Origin of the sequence: Saccharospirillum alexandrii (assembly GCF_043641555.1) — a bacterium.
Lineage (GTDB): Bacteria > Pseudomonadota > Gammaproteobacteria > Pseudomonadales > Natronospirillaceae > Saccharospirillum > Saccharospirillum alexandrii_A.
Genome location: NZ_JBHZRJ010000002.1, coordinates 473,016 through 493,758 on the forward strand (window position 1 = coordinate 473,016; position 20,743 = coordinate 493,758).

Consider the following 20,743-nt stretch of genomic DNA (forward strand, 5'->3'; position numbering starts at 1 on the left):
AGACCTCTAAACCGAATATTGACTAAAACAGACCCGACAAGGCGAGCCCGCCACAGGCGTCGCAATGTACCGGTTAATCGAATAAATGTGTAGGTTGGAATTGAGCAGGAACTGCTATGCGGCGGCTTTGCGAACCGTTGGCAGCCAGCCTGTCATCAGCTTGATCCAGGCATAGGCTGAAATTGAGCCGAACAATATGACGGTGGACATCTCGAAACCGGAATCAACCAGCAGAACAATCAGCCCCAACTGAACAGCATACCCGCTGAGCAGGGCGCACCAGCGGCAAAATATGGAGGAACGCGACCATTCGTACCAGCAAACCAGCGGCACAAACAGGAAGGCGACGCCCCATTGGCAAGCCTGAAAGAAAGAGACTAATGAGAAAGATTCAATCATCGAAACATTCTAACGCCTTTAGGCCCGCCGTTACAGGCCCGCAGCCAATCTTTAACGTTAACTGACGCACAGTTCAGCCATTACCAGGTACTATTGACTCATTGGCATTTCCAAATTGTGACGTAAATCACCGTTAGTACCCCTCTGCTCAGCAATCGGATGGGCATCGATCAAAGACAGGGCATGTGCAGGCTCACCAGAAACGCCGGGGCATGATAATATTACCGGGGAAATACATGAGCGCTGCAAAGCGGAGTCAACCGGAAAACCACGTGAACCTCTGATGAAATGGCATTTTGGACACAAGCTCGCCCTGATCATGACCATGCTGGTCTTGCTGGCTTCGTGCATTCTTGGCTATACACTGGTGTACCGGCAGTTTTCAATGATGCAGACACAGTTTGTAGACACCGGGAACAGCTTGTCATCACAGCTGGCCGCCGCCTCGGTTGAGCTTGTATTCACCGAAGACCAGCTCAGCCTCGCCAGCCTGGTATTTTCACTCAGCGACCAACCCTCTGTCGTCGCCGCTAGCGTGGTCAACCGGGATGGTGAAGTGCTGGCAGAAGCGGGTTATTCACTGCCTGCCATGAACGCAGACCAGGCTTATCGTAGCCAGGGCCAGGTAGAAACCAACGAAGAAACGGTATGGTTCTATTCACCTGTCGTGTTCCGGGGTGTCAGCGGAGGTGCCGCCTGGGTAGGTCTCGACCGGTCCGAGATGATTGCCGGCCAGCGTTCAATTATTCGTTCCGGCATCGTCGTCGTCCTTCTGCTGGTGTTATCCATTACCCTTATCGCGATTCGACTGGGCCAATCACTGGCCAAGCCGGTGCGCGATCTGATTGAGGGTACCCGCGCTATCGAGTCTGGCCACTACGGCTTTCGAATTCGTGGTCAGCACCAGGGAGAATTCAGCGACCTGACCCAGTCGTTTAACCACATGTCAGCCGAACTGGAACAAAAACAACGGGTTGAACAGCTGTTTTCCCGCTTTGTCAGCGATCCGGTCGCCGCCCGCTACATGGCTCAGGATAATGTTGAACTGGCCCGGGAAGGCAAGCGCGTCGACGCCAGCATTCTCTTTGTCGACCTGGTGGGGTATACCGCGTTCAGCGAGGGGCGCCACCCGGAGGAAACCGCCGAGGTGCTCAACCTCTACTTCACCGAATTTGCCAACACCTGCCACGAATTCCATGGCAACGTCGATAAATACATCGGCGATTGCGCAATGCTCGTATTCGGCTGCCCGCAATCGGACCCCGAACATCGCTTCCACGCCATGGAGTGCGCCCTGCAAATACGCGATCGAATCACTGCCATGAACCGGGAGCGCGCACAGGCCAATCAACCCTGCCTTACGATTCGCATTGGAGTGAGCGGCGGCACGGTACTGGCGGGTTTGCTCGGCTCTCATGAACGAATGCAATATACGGTCATTGGTGAGCCCGCGAACCTGGCCTCCCGCCTCTGTGACCTGGCAGACTCAGGCCAGGTGGTTACCGACGGAAATTTCTATTCAATGCTCAATCAGCGGCACCCCTTGCTTACCCATGCCAATGAATCGCATCAGATCAAGGGCTTGCAAAGCAGTGTGGACGTATTAACCGTCAATGCCTGGGCCGACACGCCAGCCAAAAACGCCCGCGATGAAGCTGGCGCGGATTCGGTTCCCGAGCCCAGCGCCAGGGAGCCACAGTCATGATCCGCCTGTTTCTGACGTTGAGCTTCGCCCTTCTGCTGGCTGGCTGCGCCCAGTTTTACGCACAACAAAGCAATGTAAACGAACAAGTCGATACCTGGGTTGAAGACCACCAGTACGATAAAGCCCTGGCAACCATCAATGCCATGGACCCCGATCATGAGGCCTACCTTGAGCTACGCCAGCGCTCAAGCGTTATTGAACAAAGACGATCCGACTACATCGACGAACAACTCGACAGCGCCAGCCGCCACGAAGCCAATAACGACTGGGCAGGCGCCATTGCGGTGCTGGACGAGGCCCTGGCCAATCTGCCGGAAGCGCCAGAATTGCTGTCACAACGCCGCGAATATGATCAACGCCGCCTAAATAGCATTAACCGCAGTGAAAATGCCATACTGCTGGCCCGCGCCCGCTACTTGCTGGCCATTCGCGACAGCGAAGAGAGCCTGCTGAAAGCAACGCCCAATAACTTTTTTACCCAGCAACGCTATCGAACGTTTCAACAAGAGCTGAAAACCATCTCACGGCGACTTTATGCCTCCGGCCGGCAAGCGCTGTATGAAAACGACTCTTTCCGTGCTGTGCAGGCATTAACCCTGTCAAACCGGCTGTCGCCCAACGAGTTGAGTCAGGAATTGCTGAATAGCATTCAGCAAGCCCAGCAGACGGAACGCCAGGAAGCCAGAACCCAAGAGGCTGCTGTCGCCGAACAACAGTGGCCGCAACTGAAAGAAGCCTTTGCATTGAGCATGTCTCTGAACGATCTGACGGGTGCAAGACGCCTGCTCAATGAAATGATGGAACTCGACCCTGAAAAAGCGGAGCCGATGCGTGAAGAGCTCGATATCCGCCTGGCCAGTGAATCCGCCCTGCTCAAGGAACGGGGCGAATTGCTCTATAGTCAGGGTTTTCTGGGCGAGGCGCTGGATGTCTGGGAAGAAGCCCTGACCCTGACGCCCAACGACACCGAGCTGCAAGCCAATGCCGAGCGGGCCAGAACCTTCCTGACGAACTTGGATCGCTGGTCGAACTAGTGGCTCAACGGGCCTTAACCTGAACCTCCCCACAGCGACTGCACCGGTACCGGGTGACCAGTTTTCCAGCTTTCACATCGAACTGAGGCTGGTTATCAACCTCCCAGCGATGATGGCCGTGCTTGCACAGGGTAGTAGCTTTGGCTTTGTTCTTTCGCGCTTGCTTGCGAGCGGCGTCCAGCGAGCGAATATCGGCCATGACTGGCTCCTCGAATTTTACCAGCATAGCTTATCAAAAAGCCGGCTGTTTCCGGTATACTGCGCGCCCACAACGAAATGCGAACCCGATTCAGGTCCTCTATGCTCGATGCCAAAGCCCTCGCCCAGCTTCAATCTTTGAAAAGTGACATCAAGTCCACCACGCCCGAACCCCAGGTCATGCGCGGTACCATTAAGGGCACCGGTCGCAGTTTCGGCTTCGTGATCGCTGCCGACGCCACCGAGTATTTTCTGCCACCCGATGCAATGTCCAAAGTGTTCCCGGGCGATGAGGTCGAGTTCACTATTGAGGAAACTGCTGAAGGCAAGGTCAATGCCGATCTCGTCAAGCTGGTGTCGTCGTCACTGACCGAGTTTATGGGTCGCTATGTCGTGCGCGGCAAAGCCCAGGGTGTTGAACCCGAAGTCATCGGGCATGCAAAATGGCTGTTTGTACCACCTAAAAAGACCGCTGACGCCGCCAATGGCCAATGGGTTAAAGCCAAGGTAACCCGCCATCCCTGGGAAACCGGCAAAGCCCAAGCCGAAGTTGTCAATGTAATCGGCAGCGAAGAAGAGCCCGGCACCTGGCACGCCATTGCCATTGAAAAGCACCAGTTACCCGGCGACTTCTCCGCTGAAGCTCTGGCTGCTGCAGACGCGCTCGATGAAAGCCTGATCGAAGCAGCCAGCGAAGGCCGAACCGACTTGCGCGACATTCCATTTGTCACCATCGACAATGCCTCAACCAAAGACATGGACGATGCCATCTATGCCGAGGAAACCGACGATGGCTGGCTATTGCGCGTCGCCATTGCCGACCCGGCAGCCTGGTTTACAACCGACTCACCGCTTGAATCCGAAGCCCGGCAACGCCTGACCACCACCTACCTGCCCGGCCGCCCGATCAGCATGCTGCCCGAACGCCTGGCCAACGAACTGTGTTCCCTGACCCCCAATGCAGACCGTTTGGCACTGGTGTTTCACATCCGCGTCGCCACTGACGGCAGCCTCAGCAAACTGGCCATCACCCCATCGGTGATTCGCAGCAGTGCCAAGTTGAGCTATCAGGAAGTCAGCGAATGGCTCGATGGTGCTGCCCCAATACCGGCCGCCCACTGGCACCTGGAAACGCTCAGGCAATGCTGCACAGCCCTGTTTGACTGGCGCAAGAACAACGCCCTGATCATGCAGGAACGGCCCGATTACCGGGTGAAAGTCGATGAACAATTGAATGTTACCGGCGTGGTGAAAGAAGAACGCAACACCGCCAACGGCCTCGTCGAAGAAAGCATGCTGGCGGTCAATCGCATTGCCGCCGCCTGGCTGGCCGAAGACAGCGCCCTGTTCATGACCCACGCCGGCTTTCGACCCGACCGCGAAGAAGAACTCAAGGGCCTGCTGCGCGAATTCGCCAAAGACGTCGCCGATACCGACGGCCATGACCCGGAAGGTTTCAAGTCTATTTTGCGCGCTGCACGCACGGTCGAAGACTTCCCATTGCTCAGCGTACTGCTAAAGCGGCTGGAGCGCGGAGCCTGGTCCAACACCACAGCGCCCCACTTTGGCCTCGGTTTCGACCACTACACCACCGTGACCAGCCCGATCCGCAAATACACGGATCTCGCTCTGCACCGGCTGATCCACGCCAAACTGGCAGGCAAGCCGTTCACCCTCCCAGTAGAGCTGACCGACGACCTCAACGAACGCCTCGGCAACAGCCGTAAAGCCGCCAACGAAGTGGAAAACCGCCTGCGTCTGGATTGGCTAAGCCAGCAACCTGAACAAACCTGGCAGGCCACCGTTGTCCACATCAACTCGGGCGGCATCATCGCCCAACTTGACGACAACGGCGCCGCGGGCTTCATCGATCTGCGCGGACAGAAGAAAAAACTGAGCTACGACCCGCTGCGCATGATGATGAAGGGTGAAAGCCAGAGCTTTATGCTAAACCAACCGGTGACAGTGACCATCACCAAAATTGAGGGTGACAAGTTAGAGCTGAGTTTGGTGGAAGACGGCCAGGTGGAACCTAGCGCCTCGAAATAATCAATAACAATGAGCCGCATCAGTCAACAATCAGGGCTCGGCACCCACCCTACTATTCACGCCATGAATACAGGGTATAAGGTACCATTACTTAACTTTTGCGGCGTTTTTCACTAAACTGCGCCTCGCTTATGCTCAGCCAGTCCCGGTTGTTGGCGCAAGCGTCCGGTGTTTCAGGCAACCCATTGCCCTGCCGGCTCAGCCGCGCTGCAACCCCTTCACTGTTGGAGAATTAACCGTGCTAGAAGCCTATCGTAAACATGTCGAAGAGCGCGCCGCTCTTGGCATCCCCGCCAAGCCGCTGACTGCCGACCAGGTAACCGCGCTGGTGGAGCTGCTGAAAAACCCGCCCGCGGGCGAAGAAGCCTTCATCAAAGATCTCATCGTCAATCGGGTACCACCCGGCGTTGACGAAGCTGCCTATGTAAAAGCCGCTTTCCTGTCTGCTGTGGCCAAAGGCGAAGCCGAGTGCCCGCTGATTGACGCCGCAGAAGCCGTACAACTGCTGGGCACCATGCAGGGTGGTTACAACATTGAAACCCTGGTTGGCCTGCTGACCGACGACAAACTGGCTGAAGCCGCTGCCGAAGAGCTGAAACACACACTACTGGTGTTCGATGCCTTCCACGATGTCGACGAGCTGGCCAAAGCCGGTAACGCCGCTGCCAAGAGCGTCATGCAATCCTGGGCCGACGCCGAGTGGTTCCTGAACAAGCCCGACGTCCCTGAAAAACTGACCCTGACCGTGTTCAAAGTCACCGGTGAAACCAACACCGATGACCTGTCACCGGCCCAGGACGCCTGGTCGCGCCCGGATATCCCGCTGCACGCCCTGGCCATGTACAAAATGAGCCGCGATGGCCTGACTCCCGATAAAGAAGGCGAGATCGGCCCAATTCAGCAAATTGAAAAGCTGAAAGAAAAAGGCCACTCCATTGCCCTGGTTGGCGATGTGGTCGGTACCGGTTCTTCACGTAAGTCGGCCACCAACTCCGTACTGTGGCACACCGGTGAAGACATGCCGTTCGTGCCGAACAAGCGCACCGGTGGCTTCGTGCTGGGCAACAAGATCGCCCCCATCTTCTTCAACACCATGGAAGACTCCGGCGCCCTGCCAATTGAAGTTGACGTCAACGAACTGAACATGGGCGACGTTATCGACGTCTACCCTTTCGCCGGCAAAGTCGAGCGAGATGGCAAGGTCATCGCCGAATTCGAACTGAACACCCAAGTGCTGCTCGATGAAGTACGCGCCGGTGGCCGAATTCCGCTGATCATCGGCCGTGGCCTGACCGACCGTGCCCGCGAAGCCATGGGCCTGGAGCCCAGCACCGTCTTCCGTCGCCCTGGCGCCGTAGCCGACAGCAAAGCCGGTTACACCTTGGCCCAGAAGATGGTCGGCAAGGCCTGTGGTCTGGAAGGCGTTCGCCCGAACCAGTATTGCGAACCGAAAATGACCACCGTCGGCTCACAGGACACCACCGGTCCGATGACCCGTGACGAACTGAAAGACCTGGCCTGCCTGGGCTTTTCAACCGACCTGGTGATGCAATCCTTTTGCCACACCGCCGCTTACCCCAAGCCGGTCGACATCGAAACCCAACACAGCCTGCCCGACTTCATCAAGAACCGTGGCGGTGTGTCTCTGCGCCCGGGTGATGGCATCATCCACTCCTGGCTCAACCGCATGCTGCTGCCCGATACCGTGGGTACCGGTGGCGACTCCCACACCCGCTTCCCGATGGGCATTTCCTTCCCGGCCGGTTCCGGCCTGGTGGCCTTTGCCGCAGCCACTGGCGTTATGCCGCTGGACATGCCGGAATCGGTCCTGGTGAAATTCAAAGGCAAGCGTCAGCCTGGCATCACCCTGCGCGACCTGGTGCACGCCATTCCTTACGCAGCCATCAAGGAAGGCCACCTGACCGTTGAGAAGAAAGGCAAGAAGAACGTCTTCTCCGGCCGGATTTTGGAAATTGAAGGTCTGGAAGAACTGACCGTTGAGCAGGCCTTTGAACTGTCTGACGCTTCTGCTGAACGTTCTGCCGCTGGTTGTACCATCACCCTGGGTGAAGACTCGGTCGCCGAATACCTGCGCTCCAACGTCGTTATGCTGCGCTGGATGATCTCCAACGGTTACGGCGATGCCCGTACCCTGGAGCGCCGCGCCAAGGCGATGGAAGAGTGGCTGGCCAGCCCGAACCTGATGCGTGCCGACAAAGATGCCGAGTACCACACTGTCATCGAAATCGACATGGATGAGATTAAGGAGCCGATTCTCTGCGCCCCGAATGATCCGGACGATGCTCGTACTTTGTCTGATGTCGCTGGCGAGAAGATCGACGAAGTGTTTATCGGCTCTTGCATGACCAACATCGGTCACTTCCGCGCCGCCGGCAAGCTGCTCGATGCGCACAATGCGCCGATCGCCACTCGCTTGTGGGTCTCTCCGCCGACGAAGATGGACCAGGCGCAGTTGATGGAAGAAGGTTACTACAACATCTTCGGCCGTGCCGGTGCCCGCACCGAAATGCCGGGTTGTTCACTGTGCATGGGCAACCAGGCACGGGTAGCCGCCAAGTCGACCGTGGTTTCCACCTCAACGCGGAACTTCCCGAACCGCCTGGGTGACGGTGCCAATGTGTACCTGGCCTCCGCCGAACTGGCCGCCATTGCCGCCCTGAACGGCAAGCTGCCAACGGCTAAAGAGTACCTGGAAATCGCCAACAAGATCGACAGCATGTCAGCGGATATTTACCGCTACCTGAACTTCGACAAGATGGAAGATTTCATTAAAGCAGCCGATTCGGTGATTGCGACCTCAGCGGCCTAACCCGCCGCCTAAAACCAAAAAACCCGCCTAGGCGGGTTTTTTTTGCGTCGTCAAAAAGCGCTTACCGGTTATTTTTTCCCGGAAGCTCCGGCCGCCATGATTTCAAATTGCTGGACCAGAAAATCCTCTGTTGTGTTCAACTGACTGATAATCTTATCATTGAACAGAAATTTGGCCTTAAGACGTTGTTCCTGAGCTTCCAAACGAGCATCCAGACGCTGGCGATCTTCTGCTAGATTATCCAAGTCACGTTCAAGTGATGTTTCCCGGTTACCGAGTAAACCATTGCTGCTCATAAGGTCGTCCAGCGATTTATCGAGCCGGGAGAATATACCCTCAATCAGAGTAACGCTGCCACGATCTCCTGTTGCGGTGCCGGATACCCGAAGCACCAAACCAGCGGCCGGGTCACGCTCTCCGGACGCTTCTTTGCCTTTCACGCCTTGAGTGGAAGTTGTAAACCCGAAAATATCGATGGCGTTCGTATCGATACCAGAAATACGAACGGTTGAGTCGCTGCCACGAGTAACCGAAAAGATGCCGAAGATAGCGGTGTCGGGATCATACTGAACATCGACTGCCTTATTCGCCGAGGCGAGTGCGGGATCTGCATTTATGGCTCGTTTCAATTCGTTGGCAAGCGCATTCCCAGTGGTGTAAACGCCTTCTGTCAGCTCAATTTCTCCGGATGCAATGCCATCAACGACTATTTCCATCGTGCGATTGGTTGAATCAATCACTATCGGAGCGGTGAAGTCGGCACCCGGGCCACCAAGAAGGTAACCATTGGTCGCTGCCTGATTTCCCTCGCTGGCGGTCAATAACTGCCCCCTGCCTGTGGCTTGCACACCATTGATGGATCCTTCTACGTCAACACCGGTGACGGCGTCTGGCAGCTCACCATCGTTGATAGAAAAGCCTAGCTGTGCCGCCGAGGTCAGATTCAACCCTTCAATGGTGACTCGGGTGTCGTTACCAAAAGAAATCGAAAAGCCACCATTGCCAGCTTCGTTTTGCTGGTAAAGAACTTCTGCCTGGCTATCAAAGCCCTGATACTGGCCGAGGCTCAACCCAAATTCATCCGCACCATTAAACAAGGGACCCTGGTTCGCAAGCCCTAGGGATGTACCCTGAACGTCGGACATCTCAATGGAGGCGTCGCTACCAAAGGTGGCAAGCGTCGGCTCACCCAGTTTAGAGCGTGTTTCAAAGAACAGCTGGTTGTTGTCGTCCAGTCGGGCAAGCACATCACCCGCCTGAAATTCACCCCCGCCATTGGCCTCTGTCAGCGCGGTGTCCAAGGCTTGCTGAACGGCAGCCAGATTGGATTGAGCATCGTTTGTACCGGTCGTGGCATCAGTGTCCACTGTTACGTCAATGGCTACGCCATCTACTGTCAGTGTAAAACTGGTTGGGTCCGCACTGAAATCGATGCCAGTGGAGAGATCCTGAGACCCAGCTGCGGTGGTGGCACCCTGCCCGTCTTTGGTGATATCCAGAAGCTGGGCCGAGCCCGTGGCAACGGTCGACAGCACCAGCCCACCGCTGTCCAGGGAGGCTTCCAGATTACCCGCCAAGCCGGGTGTATTGGCAATGGCTTGCTGGATGCTGTCCAAAGTGCTGGTTCCGGTCATATCGTCAGCGTCTACCCGCAACGTATAGTCGGTACCATTTAATGTCAGCTCAATTTCAGCTGGGCTGGCGGCAAAATCGACATTGCTGCCCAGGGCGCGCGAGCCTTTCGTGGTTTCTGCACCCGCGGCACCCGCCTGCACATTGGCATCCGCGTTAATTTGATCCTGTATTGCCTGCGCCAGGTCTTCGGGTGTCTCGTACGTGCCCGCTGGCACGGTGATCAGACCGGAGGTTCCTTCAGACAGTCGATTGGAAAAGCCCACCACCAACTCGGCATCCGACGACAGAGTGTAGCCACTATTACTGGTACCTGTTTGCAGGCCTAGCCGGTCGGCTCCCGCCAATACAACGTTGTCAACGGTGATCGACTGGCTACCGGCGGCCGGTTCAGTGCGGAATATTAACCGATTCGCACTGTTGAATTCTGCAGTCACGACACCGTTCAACCCGGCCGAGTTCAATTCAGACTGAATATACGTCAGCACGTCGTTACGATCACGTTCGGTTGCTACTTCTCCTTCCGTGTTCAGGACATCCGACCAGTCTTCATCCAAATTGATGGCATAGGTTCCATCAGCGGCAGTGCCAGCAACGGTCAGGTCAAAGACAACCCCGTTGGTGCTGAAATCGATGCCACTTTCGGGCTCGACCGATAAGCTACCAGGTAAGGTTGATGCGGCAAAACCGGCGTCATTCAAACTCGAGAAGTTCTGACCGCTGACACCGCCCGTTCCGCCTGGTGCCAGGCCTAACGTTTGGCTGATGGTCGGATCTACTTGCGTAATATTGAGTGAGGATGCCGAACCAAAAGACGAAGATGTCAGAGAGAATTTCTGTTCAACTGGATCAAAGTTCACCGTTGCAGTGCGACCAGTACCGTTAAAGGCACTGTTGATGGAAGTCTGCAACATCAATGCTAAATCGTCACCGTTTGCATAACTGCCCTGCTGCAAATCGACAGCTCGCAGGGTGCCATCAAGAGAAAGCGAAAAGGAATCGTTGCTGCCACCAATCTGCACCGGGCTGGCGAAGCTTAGTGCGTCGGTTTTAAGACCCTGCCAGACCGCTTGAGTAGCCGCCTTGTCGATCACGACGTCGTACTCACCCGGCTGGGTTTTGGCACTTTGGGTTACGTATCTGACTTGGCTGTCACTGACCACTTGCTGCGTGGCCAACAATCCAGACATAGCCTCTGCATTGGCCGTCAATGCCTGTTCGAATTTTGAACGGTTAAACTGCAGTTCAAAGCCTTTCGTCTGATCCGTTTGCAGACCAACGTCGGCCAGGCTTCTGAAATTGGCGCCCACCAGATTCTCTACAATGGCATTTAAACCACTGCGAACCTGGCTGTAGGTTGACCTGAGTGCCGAATCCCCGAGCAACAACCCACCCTCATTGTTGTCTGGGTTAAACTTGTTGACTTCGTCATAGATAAACTTGAATTCATTGTAAGCGGCGACAAATGCCTCCATCTTGTCCGCAACTTCACCGGTGCTTCTCGCTACATTCAAGTTTATGGTACCAGTCGTCTCCTGGTTGACATTCAATGTCACACCACGAATCACTTCGTTAATCTGGTTTGATGCAGACGTTACTTCCAGTCCGTTTACACGGATAACGGCATCGCTACCTCTCTGGGTTTCTTGCATATTATTATCGGGATCGTTCTGGCTGGCGTTGTAGGCCAGCGATTGCAGGCCAGCGTCACCCGTTGCCACTATCTCGAGGCTGTTGTTCTTGCCTGTCTCTTCGCTGGCAAGCAGCAAGCGGTAGCCGGTTCCATCGAACACCAGGTTCGCGGTTACCCCTTCAACATCTTTGTTAATGGTATCTCTCAATCCGGCCAGGGTATTGTTACCCGATGTAATATCGATGGTAAAAGACGCACGACCCGCGTCTTGTTCAAACCCTGTATAGTCTCCGGAGCCCTCATCATACTCGGTTGTGCCAAAGCTAAAGGTCAGCGACCCGGTTCCGACGGTGTCATTAACCGATGCATAGGCTTTACTGGCGAGGGTATGGGAACTGGCGACTTCGTCTACGGCGATTCGATAATTGCCCGGCTCCGCAGTGGAGCTGGTGGTGGCCGACAAGGCACTGGAATCACTGCTGGTGACCGTGGTCTTTCTGATCAGAGCACCACTGGACAGTGAGCTGGCTGCACTTTGAACTTTATCCAGTGCACTGCGAATTTCACCATAGGCTGTGATTTTGGCTTCAACTTCCGCCTGGCGACGGTCCAGCCGAAGTTCGGTCGGCTTACGCTCGGCAGCGATGATCTGGTCGACCAGATCCGCCGTGAGCAGACCCGAACCGACACCTAAAGATTCAATATTCGCCATATCACACCTATATCAAATGAGTACCCGGCATTTTGCTGTATCAATCCTGCAGAAACAGAAAAACAGGGCTGTTCAAATTATCGGCTTTCAACCAGATAACTTGAACCCCTGTTTGTAACGTTCTGTTGTTTCAGTTCAGCTATGAGCCGCGGGCTTTGGGCTGTGAGCATCAAGACAGATGATTTGATCTTTCACTCAAAACAAACAACCCTCAGCTAACCGCTTTCTTCTCACACCTGTGCTGAAAACAGCAACAATGGCTCTTCTTCATTCAATTTCTGGGCCAACGATACCGCCTCTTCGTTTGGAATTTGCCGGATCAACTCATCAGTAGCCTTATCATAAACCCTGATGATGGTTAGCCCTGCGTCTTCATCCAACTGAAAGTTCAGCTTTCGCTCCGTGTTTTGAACGTAATCGTTCAGTTTAGACACGGCCTGCTCTAACTCTTCAGCGCTAGAAGGTAGGGTGGGCAACCGTCCACCCTCTTCCTCTTGTGCTTTAGTGTAGAGGCCTGCCGGTGTTGATGGACTAACACCCGCCTGGTTCACATCCTCTGCCGGTAATAACTTGCCGCTTTCTGGGCGGTTCGCCACCGGACTAAGTTCAGGTGTGGAAGGCCGAGCATTCAGGGCGCTTGTAAAGCCGCTAAATTCACTCATAAAACACCTCCGATCACACTTGATTAATCCGAAAGAGTGGTTGGTAGTGGTACCGGGCGCTGTCTGAAGCCACCTGTCTGCCGCTACCGGAGGGACTGAAGCCTAGTCTCTAAGCTACAGCCCTCCTTCTAAACACCCTCAAAATTACCGGATTAACCCAGCAGTGACAGCACCTGCTGCGGCCGCTGGTTAGCCTGCGCCAGGATCGAGATACCGGCCTGTTGCAGTACCTGAGTCCGAGCCAGCTCAGCCGTTTCGGCTGCGAAGTCAGCATCCCGAATACGGGAGTTTGCTGCTGCCAGGTTCTCAGACGTTACCTGCAAGTTGGCAGTCGTTGACTCAAACCGGTTTTGCAAGGCACCCAGCTCGGCCCGTTGACTGGCGACCGTCTTCAGTGCGTTGTCAATCGCGGTGATCGCATCCTGAGCACCCTGGAAGGTGGAAATATCCAGGTCCTTCAGGAAAGTACCGTCAGTACCGCCACCAAACTTACCAACCTTGAAGCCAAGGCCTTCCAACTCATCCTTACCACGAGTACCAGCCGAGACTTCAATCTGGCTCGCAGCGTTCAGAGTTACCGTTGAGAAGGTCGTTTCATAAGCAGCGCCTTCAGTGGTCGTACCACGTGCACCGGCAACGTTGGAGGCAGTAGCTGTACCGATATCTGCTTCACCAATACCATCCAGCGACGAATCCAGGCCAATCAGGGCACCGAAACCGGTGGCTGACGGGTCAGCAATGCCGTTGTTGTTATTGTCGTTGTCGATGGCAACGGAGATATTCCGACCGTCGGCAGCGTTGAGTGTGATCGACTCACCATTGTCTTCAGCAGACACCCCTGTCAAGCCAGCTTTGGCGTTGATCAGGTCAACTGCAGCCTGACGCGAGCGCTCGGTATCAATGCCACCAGAGCCATCATCAACCAGCGAAATAACACCCAGATCGACACCGTTGATATAAATCTTGCCGGTATCGCCAGAGCTGTACAACGCTTCTGCTGCGGTCACGTTCGCATCGTAGGTGTCGCCACTGGAGCCTACAACAACCGTAGAGTTGACCTCGGCGGTCACACCCGTTTCGCCAGCCACCGAGTTGATGGCCGCAGCGACAGCTATACCAGAGCGCTCTTTCGAGGCGGACTGGATCGTACCACCATCGCTAGCCAGTGCCGCAGAGGCACGGTCTGTCAACGGGTCAGCGGCAGAGATAGCAACACCGTTAACCACCAGGTCGCCGTCTTCCAGACCGAACGTATTGCTAACAACACTAACGTCCAGTGAGTTGGTTGAGGAGAAATCGGCAGCGGTGGTACCGCGGCTAAAGAAACCCGACAAACCAGTCGTATCGGTCGCATCACGGCTGGAACTGATGCTCACTTTGTCCAATGCGCTGTCGTTAGAGTCAACATCGTTGATGTAGCCGTATGCATAACGCACATCGGTGTCATCGGAGATGTCGATCAACGCGCCATCGGCAGTACCTGTCGCGGTCAATACCTGAGCCTGGACGGTGCCCGCTGTTACAGCAGTAGACATTGCCATGGCCAGTGTATTGCCATCAACATCGGTCAGAGTGATTTGACCATCGGTTGTGTTGAACGTAGCTACAATGCTGGTGAAGCTGGCATTGATGGCACCGGCCAACTGTTCGACCGATTGCCCGGAGCTGAAGTTAATAGCACCGAGAACAGTCCCTGCGGTATTGGTGTCATAAATTTGAATCACACCTGCAGTAGCAATACCTGTGGTTGCGTCACCGCCATCAAATTCCAGAACCACACGGGTTTCAGCAGAGACATTCAAATCATCGCCACCGGCAGAATTAATAGCCGCTGCCAGCGTATCCGCACCGAAATCAGTAGAAGAGTTCGCCATGGTCGCGCTGTTGTTGCCAACCGTAACGGTAACAACTTCTGCAACGGTACCGAAAATGGCGGTTACGCCTGCACTGGTCAGGTTCAGAGCGATGTCCGAACCGGTGTTCAAAGAACCGGATGCGCCAAAGATGCCGCGTGAACCAGTTGCATAGAGCCCGCCTGAAGTTGCCAGTTCGAAACCGACACCGCCAGTAGACGAAGTCGCGGTCGATGCCAGTTGAGCAGCACCACGTTCATAGGTACCAGCCGTCAGGCCTGAATTGCTCAGGTCTCCGTTACCGGTACCGTCGCCACCACTAACCTCGATCGAGCTGACGCCGCTGTTGGCAACCAGTGTGTAGCCGGCCTGATAGGTATCAGAACTGGCCAAACCGGTGCTTGCCGCAGAGGCGGTGCCGCTGTCAAAGGAAACCGTGATGTTACGACCGTCGGCTGCTGTCAGAATAACACCGTTGGCGTTAGAGCCTGAGTCAGTTGCCAGAACGCCTGTTTGATCTGATGCCGCATTGATGGCTTCGATAACAGATGCACGAGAAGTCGCGCCGTCTGTGGTGGTCTGAACTTCAATCGCCACACCATTGACTGAAATGGTGCCCGACGTAGACGTCGGAGTCATTTCGGAGCCGCCGACAATGTTCTCATTGGCGTACGCGGTCACACCGGTTTCATCAGAAACACGATTCACAGCGGCTGCCTTGGCAATCGCACTGGTGTCACTTTCAGCAAAAGAGGCTGTATCGTCACCGGCGCGAGACGGAGTAACCGCCACACCGTTGATGACCAGATCACCATTGCCGATGGCACTGTCTGTACCTACCGCGCTAACGCCGACGGCATCTGAAGCACCCAGCTTCTCAGCAGTCAGTTCAGCGATCTTGACATCAACAACCTGACCGGCGTTCGCACCAATCTGGAAAGTGCCCTGGAAAGAGCCGTCGAGGAGGTTCCGGCCGTTAAAGTTGGTTTCAGACGCTGTCCGGGTTACCTCAGACAGCAGCTGATCAACTTCCGCCTGCAAGGCCACACGGTCGTCGTCGGAGTTGGTCGCGTTCGAGGACTGCACCGCCAGCTCACGAATACGCTGCAGGTTTTCAGTCATGGCGCCAAGAGCACCTTCCGCGGTCTGCGCCAGCGAAATGCCGTCGCCCGCGTTACGAATCGCGACGTTCAAACCCTTAACCTGGGATTCGAACTTGGTTGAAATGGCCAGGCCGGCTGCATCGTCCTTGGCGCTGTTAATGCGCAGACCAGAGGACAAACGCTCAAGAGCGGTGCTGTTGGCGTCCTGGGATGAATTAAGGTTGCGTTGAGCGGTCAGCGACGCAATGTTGGTGTTAATAATCTGGGGCATGATTTCATCTCCTTCGCTCACCACAACCGCACTATTGCGGCCAAGTTCAGCGAGTTGCTCATTTACAATCAAGTTATCGGCGATGAAATGACTTTCTTTTAGAACATTAAGTTATTTTAAATAAGCTTTTTATAACAAACACCCCTATTCCGCGCTCCCCACAGTCGGTATGATGGCCCAAATCATGCTATACCCACACCCTGAGTCAAAAAGGTGTCATCTATGTGGAAGTTTGCTCCTCCAGCCTTGCAACAGCGGTTCGACCGCAATATGGCGTTCTTTAAAGAGAGTATGCCCGCCTTTCACAAGCGTTTGTTGCAAATTGAGCTGAAGAACGTGACGTTGTCGGTCAATGGTACGACCGAGAAGATTGATGTATTCAACAAAAGCCAGTCTCTTTACCTGGGTGATGCTGAACGCCAGGTTGAAGCGGAACTGTCTGAATTTCTAAACAAGTTTCAGACCGGTGCCCCTATTACCACTATTATCCCGATTGCACCCAATAACTACAGCGGTCCGCGCTTCTTCCACAAACACCTGAACACGACCATCAACAAGATGAACCATGAGGCCATTCACCCGCGTGATCATCTACTGCCCGAGACGATGCCCATGGTTTTCTTCTCTGGTGTGGGGTGTGGATTGCATATTCAGCGTTTTGTTGAACGCAAGGAAAGTCAGATTCTGGTCGTCCAGGAGTCCAATCCAGAGCTGTTTCTGGTATCGCTCTATCTAACCGACTGGTACGACTTCATTCCCCAGTTTCGCAAAGCCAATCGCAAAAACTTTAATATCATCCTCACTGATTCAGACAACGATGAAGATATCTTTAAGGCGAACTGGAACGAACTGATACGCTACACACCCCTCTTCCCTTCATTAACGGTATTCTACAATCATCGCCGTCAGGCCAGCCATGACCGGGCGATCAGTAGAATGCAGTCAGAATTCAAGGTATTCATGACGGCCTGGGGCTTCTACGACGATGAGGTCAATCAATTTAACAATGCCCGACATAACTTGCATAACCTGGTGCCCATTCTACACAGACGCCTCTCTCCTGCCCTGAGTATCGCCAATATTCAAATGAACGCGGTTGTGGTGGGCGCCGGCCCCTCACTCAACGATCGTATTGACTGGATCATCGAACATCGCGACAAGATCGTGTTGTTTAGCGCAGGCACAGCTTTGTCTGTTTTGAAACACCACGGCATCGTTCCTGACGTACATGTTGAGATCGAATCAGATTACGCCACCGTGCTGCATTTGGAACACACGCTCAGCAGCGACTATCAGGTTCCGTTACTGGTCGGTGCAATACAGCTCAACCCCCGTGTCTTTCAAATGGTCAAACACCGACTGATGTTCTTTAAGGATTCGACCGCGCTGTTCGAATTGTTTGGAAAATCAAACTCAGCCCAGCTACAAGGCATGACTCCAACCTGTACCAATGCGGCAACTGGCCTGGCAATACAGCTCGGTTTCCAGAATGTGTTTCTGTTTGGTACCGACTTTGGATACAAGGACCCACAGTCCAGTCATGCTACCGGCAGCGTTTATTTTGACGAATCAGCGCCCAGCTACCTACGCCAGGTTGGTCAGACCCGTGCGGGCAAGATGACGGTTCCGTCAGTTGACGGAGAACCGCTAACTACCGAGCCCATTTACAACTCCGCGCGGGACCGAATCGAGAAACTGCTTGAACTTCACCAGAAGCGTTGTTCAATTTATAACTGCGCAACAGGGGCGGACATCAAGTACACCCATGTCATTCGAAGTGCGGAAGAATTCGAGAGCTGTCTGGGAGAGCGCCCGGTTCACCCGGGGTTCGCCCAGCGATTGCTTTACGAGAGCACACTGGTACCCGACGCTGAGCTTACACGCGGTTCCGAGCTACTGCTCGATTTCCTGAGAGATGTATCCGAATTTACCATTGCGCGATTGAACGACATGGAACCGAACCGGGCTGGCCTGGTCCATACGGTGCTGCAACTCGCCTTCTGGCGTGAAGACTATTACCGGAACACCCGAAGTTCACTGTACTTCTTTACACGGGGCACGCTCTGGCACTACATCAATGCCGGAGTATCCGCTGCATTTTCTACTACCGATGAAGCTGAAATCCAGAAGCACATCGAACTATGGCGCGATGGTTTCATCGACTTTCTGGAAAAAATGCCCAGGCACTTTGATTGGGCTAGACAGCGAAAAGACAGTATCGAAGAAGACAATTGGCTGGAAAAACGCATCACCGAGTATGTTGAAGATCCGTTTGTGGAGGAAGAGTCACAATGAAGCTGCAGGTTAACAATGAATTGTGGGTGCCTTCATCAGCACTAGAATATGCGCTACTGGTAATAGCAGACCGGGTACCCGACACCCTCGATGATTCAGACCCAGCGTCGCTCACCTCTCCACAAATTAACGCGATAAACGATTTGGTCAGTGAGCCGGATATAATCAGACCCGAACTGAATTACCTGGTTAGCATCTACCAGGCCTTGTTGTCTGGTGAGGGCAAGGTAGCACCCGCGAATACACACTGGATTACGGGAATCTCGGCAGGCGAAAACCGGGCGGAATTGATCGATCAGCTGGAATCCCGCTTCGCTCCCGACATCGTCAATACGCTGGCCAGGCAACTGAATGGTCTGCCTCTGGCTGCAGAAACCATTCAGGGAGATGAAAACAAGCTGCTGACGTCCTTAACTTTCAGCCTGGCAGAATTGTTGTATATCCTTGAGCGGGCGCACCAGTTGGAAGGCAAGACCCCGGTATGCGCCAGTGAGTCCTTAGGCCTTCACTTTCAACACCTCCAGTCGAGGCACGCACCTATCTGGACCGCCGGTACCGTTGTAGTGGTTCACCCAATAGACTACATAGAGGGGCTGCTCAGTCAGGGACAGTTGAATCCGGATACTCCCAATAGCTTTCCGGGCGAATGGCTCTATCAATTGGAACGGTACCAATCAGATTTTGACCGGGACCTTTGGGTTCAGCAAAACAATGAACTGAAAGCTGTCGACGTATGGTGGTGTTATTACCGGCGGGTTGCCGGGCAAACAGCGTCAGCCGATGCGGTAAACTGGATTGAAGCGGGAAATGCAACTGCATCGGCCGTCCAGGATCCTGACGCCGTGCTGGAAAAAACCAGCTCGCTGAAATCACTGATCAGCAAACTTGAAAACGAGCAGGCACGGGACTGCCTCTCTCGCATCACTGCGGTTTAACGTGCCAGAAACCCACCGTCCACCGGGAGCTCCGTCCCGGTAATATATCGAGCGGCATCGGAGAGCAGGAATTGCACCGGGCCAACAATGTCGGCTTCTATCGCCATGCGGCTCAGTGGGGTTCTTTCACAATAGCGCTTGATGAAATTCGCTGGCTGACCCCGCTCGACACCGCCGAGTACCAGCGCATTGCTGCGCAATACGCCCGCATAGCGATTCGCCAGGTAGCGTGACAGTTGATTCAACCCTGCTTTGGAAACACCATAAGCCAAGGGGTTATCCATCTGCGTACCCTCATACAATGAAAAATCAGGGCCGACACTGCCATAGATACTGGAAAGAAACACCAGACTTGAATCGTCAAATACAGGCAATAGCGCTTTGACCAGCGAAAAGACAGAACCCAGATTAACGTCCAATGCCGCATCAAAGGTTTCCCGGCTTTGCTCAGACAGATCGCCGAGCCACCCGGGCAACTGGGAGGTTCCCACGTAGGCGGCGCAATGCACAAAGCCATCCAGACGGTCGACTGACGCCAGCATCGGCTTTACGGATCCGGCAATCGAGTCGCCATCCGACAGATCAACCGGTAAAAACAAGGCGTTTGAATAGGCTAAGGAATCAGGCTTGTCCATTTCCCAGACACTTGCACCGGCCCGAGTAAACTGCTCGACCAGCAGTCGCCCAATGTGACCGGCACTACCAGTTATCAGGATTGTTTTGCCCGACAGCGAAAACAGATCATCCGACATTCGCTTGCTCCAACAACCACTGAGCCCATAAAAAATCCATCCCGGTATCTATATCCACGGCGTTTAATGGCGCCACTTCTATGTACCCGATATTGCCTTCAAGCACATGCGACGCGGCAAGTACATGAGCAACCCGGGTAGCATACACGACCGTTGTAATATTGTATGCGCGCTCGGCATCCTGCCGGCGAACCAGACGTGGCGCTTGCTCATCCCACAAACTGACCTGTGAATTTTGAACACGAACCATATTAAATGCCGGGTGGTGTGGTGCTGGGGTAATACCCAAAACAAGGTCGTGATCGGCGGCCAGGGAGACAGCTTCCAGGATATGTTGGGTGGTTCGCAATGGTGAGGTAGCCGGCAAACTCGTAAATCCCTCGACACCCGGGTAGTGCAATTGTTGCCAGCGGGCAGCATGTTGCCATGCAAGCCATTCGGAAGCGGTATCGGTAGCCAGCTCCGCAGGTCGCATGAATGGTATTTCAGCGCCATGGGCTGCGGCTACCCCGGCAATTTCCTCATCATCGGTTGAGACAAACACGGCATCAAAACAGCCCGTTGATCGGGCAAGCTCTATGCTCCATGCGATTAACGGTTTACCCGCCAGTGGTTTAATGTTCTTGCCCGGCAGCCCTTTGGATCCGCCCCGGGCAAACACCCATGCAACACCCTTCATA

At 54.6% G+C, this 20,743-nt stretch carries 13 protein-coding genes; 6 read left to right on the plus strand and 7 right to left on the minus strand.

Annotated elements, in window-relative coordinates; all coding sequences use genetic code 11:
- Nucleotides 1–114: 114 nt before the first annotated feature.
- Nucleotides 115–399, minus strand: a complete 285-nt coding sequence (locus ACHUE7_RS08095; RefSeq protein WP_348475489.1) for a hypothetical protein — start codon at nt 397–399, stop codon at nt 115–117.
- A 283-nt stretch (nt 400–682) separates the two neighbouring features.
- Here ACHUE7_RS08095 and ACHUE7_RS08100 point away from each other — a divergent pair, with 283 nt between their 5' ends.
- Together ACHUE7_RS08100 and ACHUE7_RS08105 are read left to right on the plus strand one after the other, a co-directional pair.
- Entirely contained in the window at nt 683–2,104 is a 1,422-nt protein-coding gene (locus ACHUE7_RS08100; RefSeq protein ID WP_394169516.1) for an adenylate/guanylate cyclase domain-containing protein, read from the plus strand.
- Nucleotides 2,101–3,138 carry a tetratricopeptide repeat protein gene (locus tag ACHUE7_RS08105; protein ID WP_394169517.1) on the plus strand — a complete coding sequence of 346 codons (1,038 nt, stop codon included), beginning with the start codon at nt 2,101–2,103 and terminating at the stop codon, nt 3,136–3,138. Before ACHUE7_RS08100 ends, ACHUE7_RS08105 begins: the two co-directional genes overlap by 4 nt.
- Nucleotides 3,139–3,142: 4 nt before the next feature.
- Here ACHUE7_RS08105 and ACHUE7_RS08110 read toward each other — a convergent pair whose 3' ends face one another.
- Nucleotides 3,143–3,337, minus strand: coding sequence for a hypothetical protein (locus ACHUE7_RS08110; protein WP_394169518.1), 195 nt, complete (start codon nt 3,335–3,337; stop codon nt 3,143–3,145).
- Nucleotides 3,338–3,438: 101 nt separating this feature from the next.
- Here ACHUE7_RS08110 and ACHUE7_RS08115 point away from each other — a divergent pair, with 101 nt between their 5' ends.
- Both ACHUE7_RS08115 and acnB read left to right on the plus strand, forming a co-directional pair.
- Entirely contained in the window at nt 3,439–5,385 is a 1,947-nt protein-coding gene (locus tag ACHUE7_RS08115; protein ID WP_394169519.1) for a ribonuclease R family protein, read from the plus strand.
- A 238-nt stretch (nt 5,386–5,623) separates the two neighbouring features.
- Nucleotides 5,624–8,215: a bifunctional aconitate hydratase 2/2-methylisocitrate dehydratase gene (gene acnB, locus ACHUE7_RS08120; RefSeq protein ID WP_394169520.1), complete on the plus strand. Its 2,592-nt coding sequence runs from the start codon at nt 5,624–5,626 to the stop codon at nt 8,213–8,215.
- A gap of 68 nt (nt 8,216–8,283) precedes the next feature.
- On the opposite strand, the gene fliD is transcribed toward acnB, so the two are convergent.
- The 3 genes from fliD to ACHUE7_RS08135 form a co-directional block, all read right to left on the minus strand.
- On the minus strand, nt 8,284–12,192 hold the full coding sequence (fliD, locus tag ACHUE7_RS08125) for a flagellar filament capping protein FliD (RefSeq protein WP_394169521.1): 3,909 nt from the start codon (nt 12,190–12,192) through the stop codon (nt 8,284–8,286).
- Between the two features lie 230 nt (nt 12,193–12,422).
- Nucleotides 12,423–12,854 (minus strand): flagellar protein FlaG, encoded by a 432-nt coding sequence (locus tag ACHUE7_RS08130; RefSeq protein ID WP_394169522.1) that lies wholly within the window; start codon nt 12,852–12,854, stop codon nt 12,423–12,425.
- A gap of 152 nt (nt 12,855–13,006) precedes the next feature.
- Complete coding sequence (locus ACHUE7_RS08135) at nt 13,007–16,081, minus strand: flagellin N-terminal helical domain-containing protein (RefSeq protein WP_394169523.1); 3,075 nt, start codon at nt 16,079–16,081, stop codon at nt 13,007–13,009.
- A gap of 222 nt (nt 16,082–16,303) precedes the next feature.
- Between ACHUE7_RS08135 and ACHUE7_RS08140 the strand changes: the two genes are divergently transcribed.
- Entirely contained in the window at nt 16,304–18,376 is a 2,073-nt protein-coding gene (locus ACHUE7_RS08140) for a motility associated factor glycosyltransferase family protein (protein WP_394169524.1), read from the plus strand.
- Nucleotides 18,373–19,311: a hypothetical protein gene (locus tag ACHUE7_RS08145; RefSeq protein WP_394169525.1), complete on the plus strand. Its 939-nt coding sequence runs from the start codon at nt 18,373–18,375 to the stop codon at nt 19,309–19,311. The genes ACHUE7_RS08140 and ACHUE7_RS08145 overlap by 4 nt, the downstream gene beginning before the upstream one ends.
- Here ACHUE7_RS08145 and ACHUE7_RS08150 read toward each other — a convergent pair.
- Nucleotides 19,308–20,063 (minus strand): SDR family oxidoreductase, encoded by a 756-nt coding sequence (locus tag ACHUE7_RS08150; protein WP_394169526.1) that lies wholly within the window; start codon nt 20,061–20,063, stop codon nt 19,308–19,310. The two genes, ACHUE7_RS08145 and ACHUE7_RS08150, sit on opposite strands and share 4 nt — an antisense overlap.
- On the minus strand, nt 20,053–20,742 hold the full coding sequence (locus tag ACHUE7_RS08155) for an acylneuraminate cytidylyltransferase family protein (RefSeq protein ID WP_394169527.1): 690 nt from the start codon (nt 20,740–20,742) through the stop codon (nt 20,053–20,055). Before ACHUE7_RS08155 ends, ACHUE7_RS08150 begins: the two co-directional genes overlap by 11 nt.
- Nucleotide 20,743 lies beyond the last annotated feature (1 nt).

Excerpts from the sequence above, each read along its gene's own strand:
- ACHUE7_RS08095 (WP_348475489.1), bottom strand. The coding sequence starts at position 399 with ATGATTGAATCTTTCTCATTAGTCTCTTTCTTTCAGGCTTGCCAATGG.
- ACHUE7_RS08100 (WP_394169516.1), top strand. The coding sequence starts at position 683 with ATGAAATGGCATTTTGGACACAAGCTCGCCCTGATCATGACCATGCTG.
- ACHUE7_RS08105 (WP_394169517.1), top strand. The coding sequence starts at position 2,101 with ATGATCCGCCTGTTTCTGACGTTGAGCTTCGCCCTTCTGCTGGCTGGC.
- ACHUE7_RS08110 (WP_394169518.1), bottom strand. The coding sequence starts at position 3,337 with ATGGCCGATATTCGCTCGCTGGACGCCGCTCGCAAGCAAGCGCGAAAG.
- ACHUE7_RS08115 (WP_394169519.1), top strand. The coding sequence starts at position 3,439 with ATGCTCGATGCCAAAGCCCTCGCCCAGCTTCAATCTTTGAAAAGTGAC.
- fliD (WP_394169521.1), bottom strand. The coding sequence starts at position 12,192 with ATGGCGAATATTGAATCTTTAGGTGTCGGTTCGGGTCTGCTCACGGCG.
- ACHUE7_RS08130 (WP_394169522.1), bottom strand. The coding sequence starts at position 12,854 with ATGAGTGAATTTAGCGGCTTTACAAGCGCCCTGAATGCTCGGCCTTCC.
- ACHUE7_RS08135 (WP_394169523.1), bottom strand. The coding sequence starts at position 16,081 with ATGCCCCAGATTATTAACACCAACATTGCGTCGCTGACCGCTCAACGC.
- ACHUE7_RS08140 (WP_394169524.1), top strand. The coding sequence starts at position 16,304 with ATGTGGAAGTTTGCTCCTCCAGCCTTGCAACAGCGGTTCGACCGCAAT.
- ACHUE7_RS08145 (WP_394169525.1), top strand. The coding sequence starts at position 18,373 with ATGAAGCTGCAGGTTAACAATGAATTGTGGGTGCCTTCATCAGCACTA.
- ACHUE7_RS08150 (WP_394169526.1), bottom strand. The coding sequence starts at position 20,063 with ATGTCGGATGATCTGTTTTCGCTGTCGGGCAAAACAATCCTGATAACT.
- ACHUE7_RS08155 (WP_394169527.1), bottom strand. The coding sequence starts at position 20,742 with ATGAAGGGTGTTGCATGGGTGTTTGCCCGGGGCGGATCCAAAGGGCTG.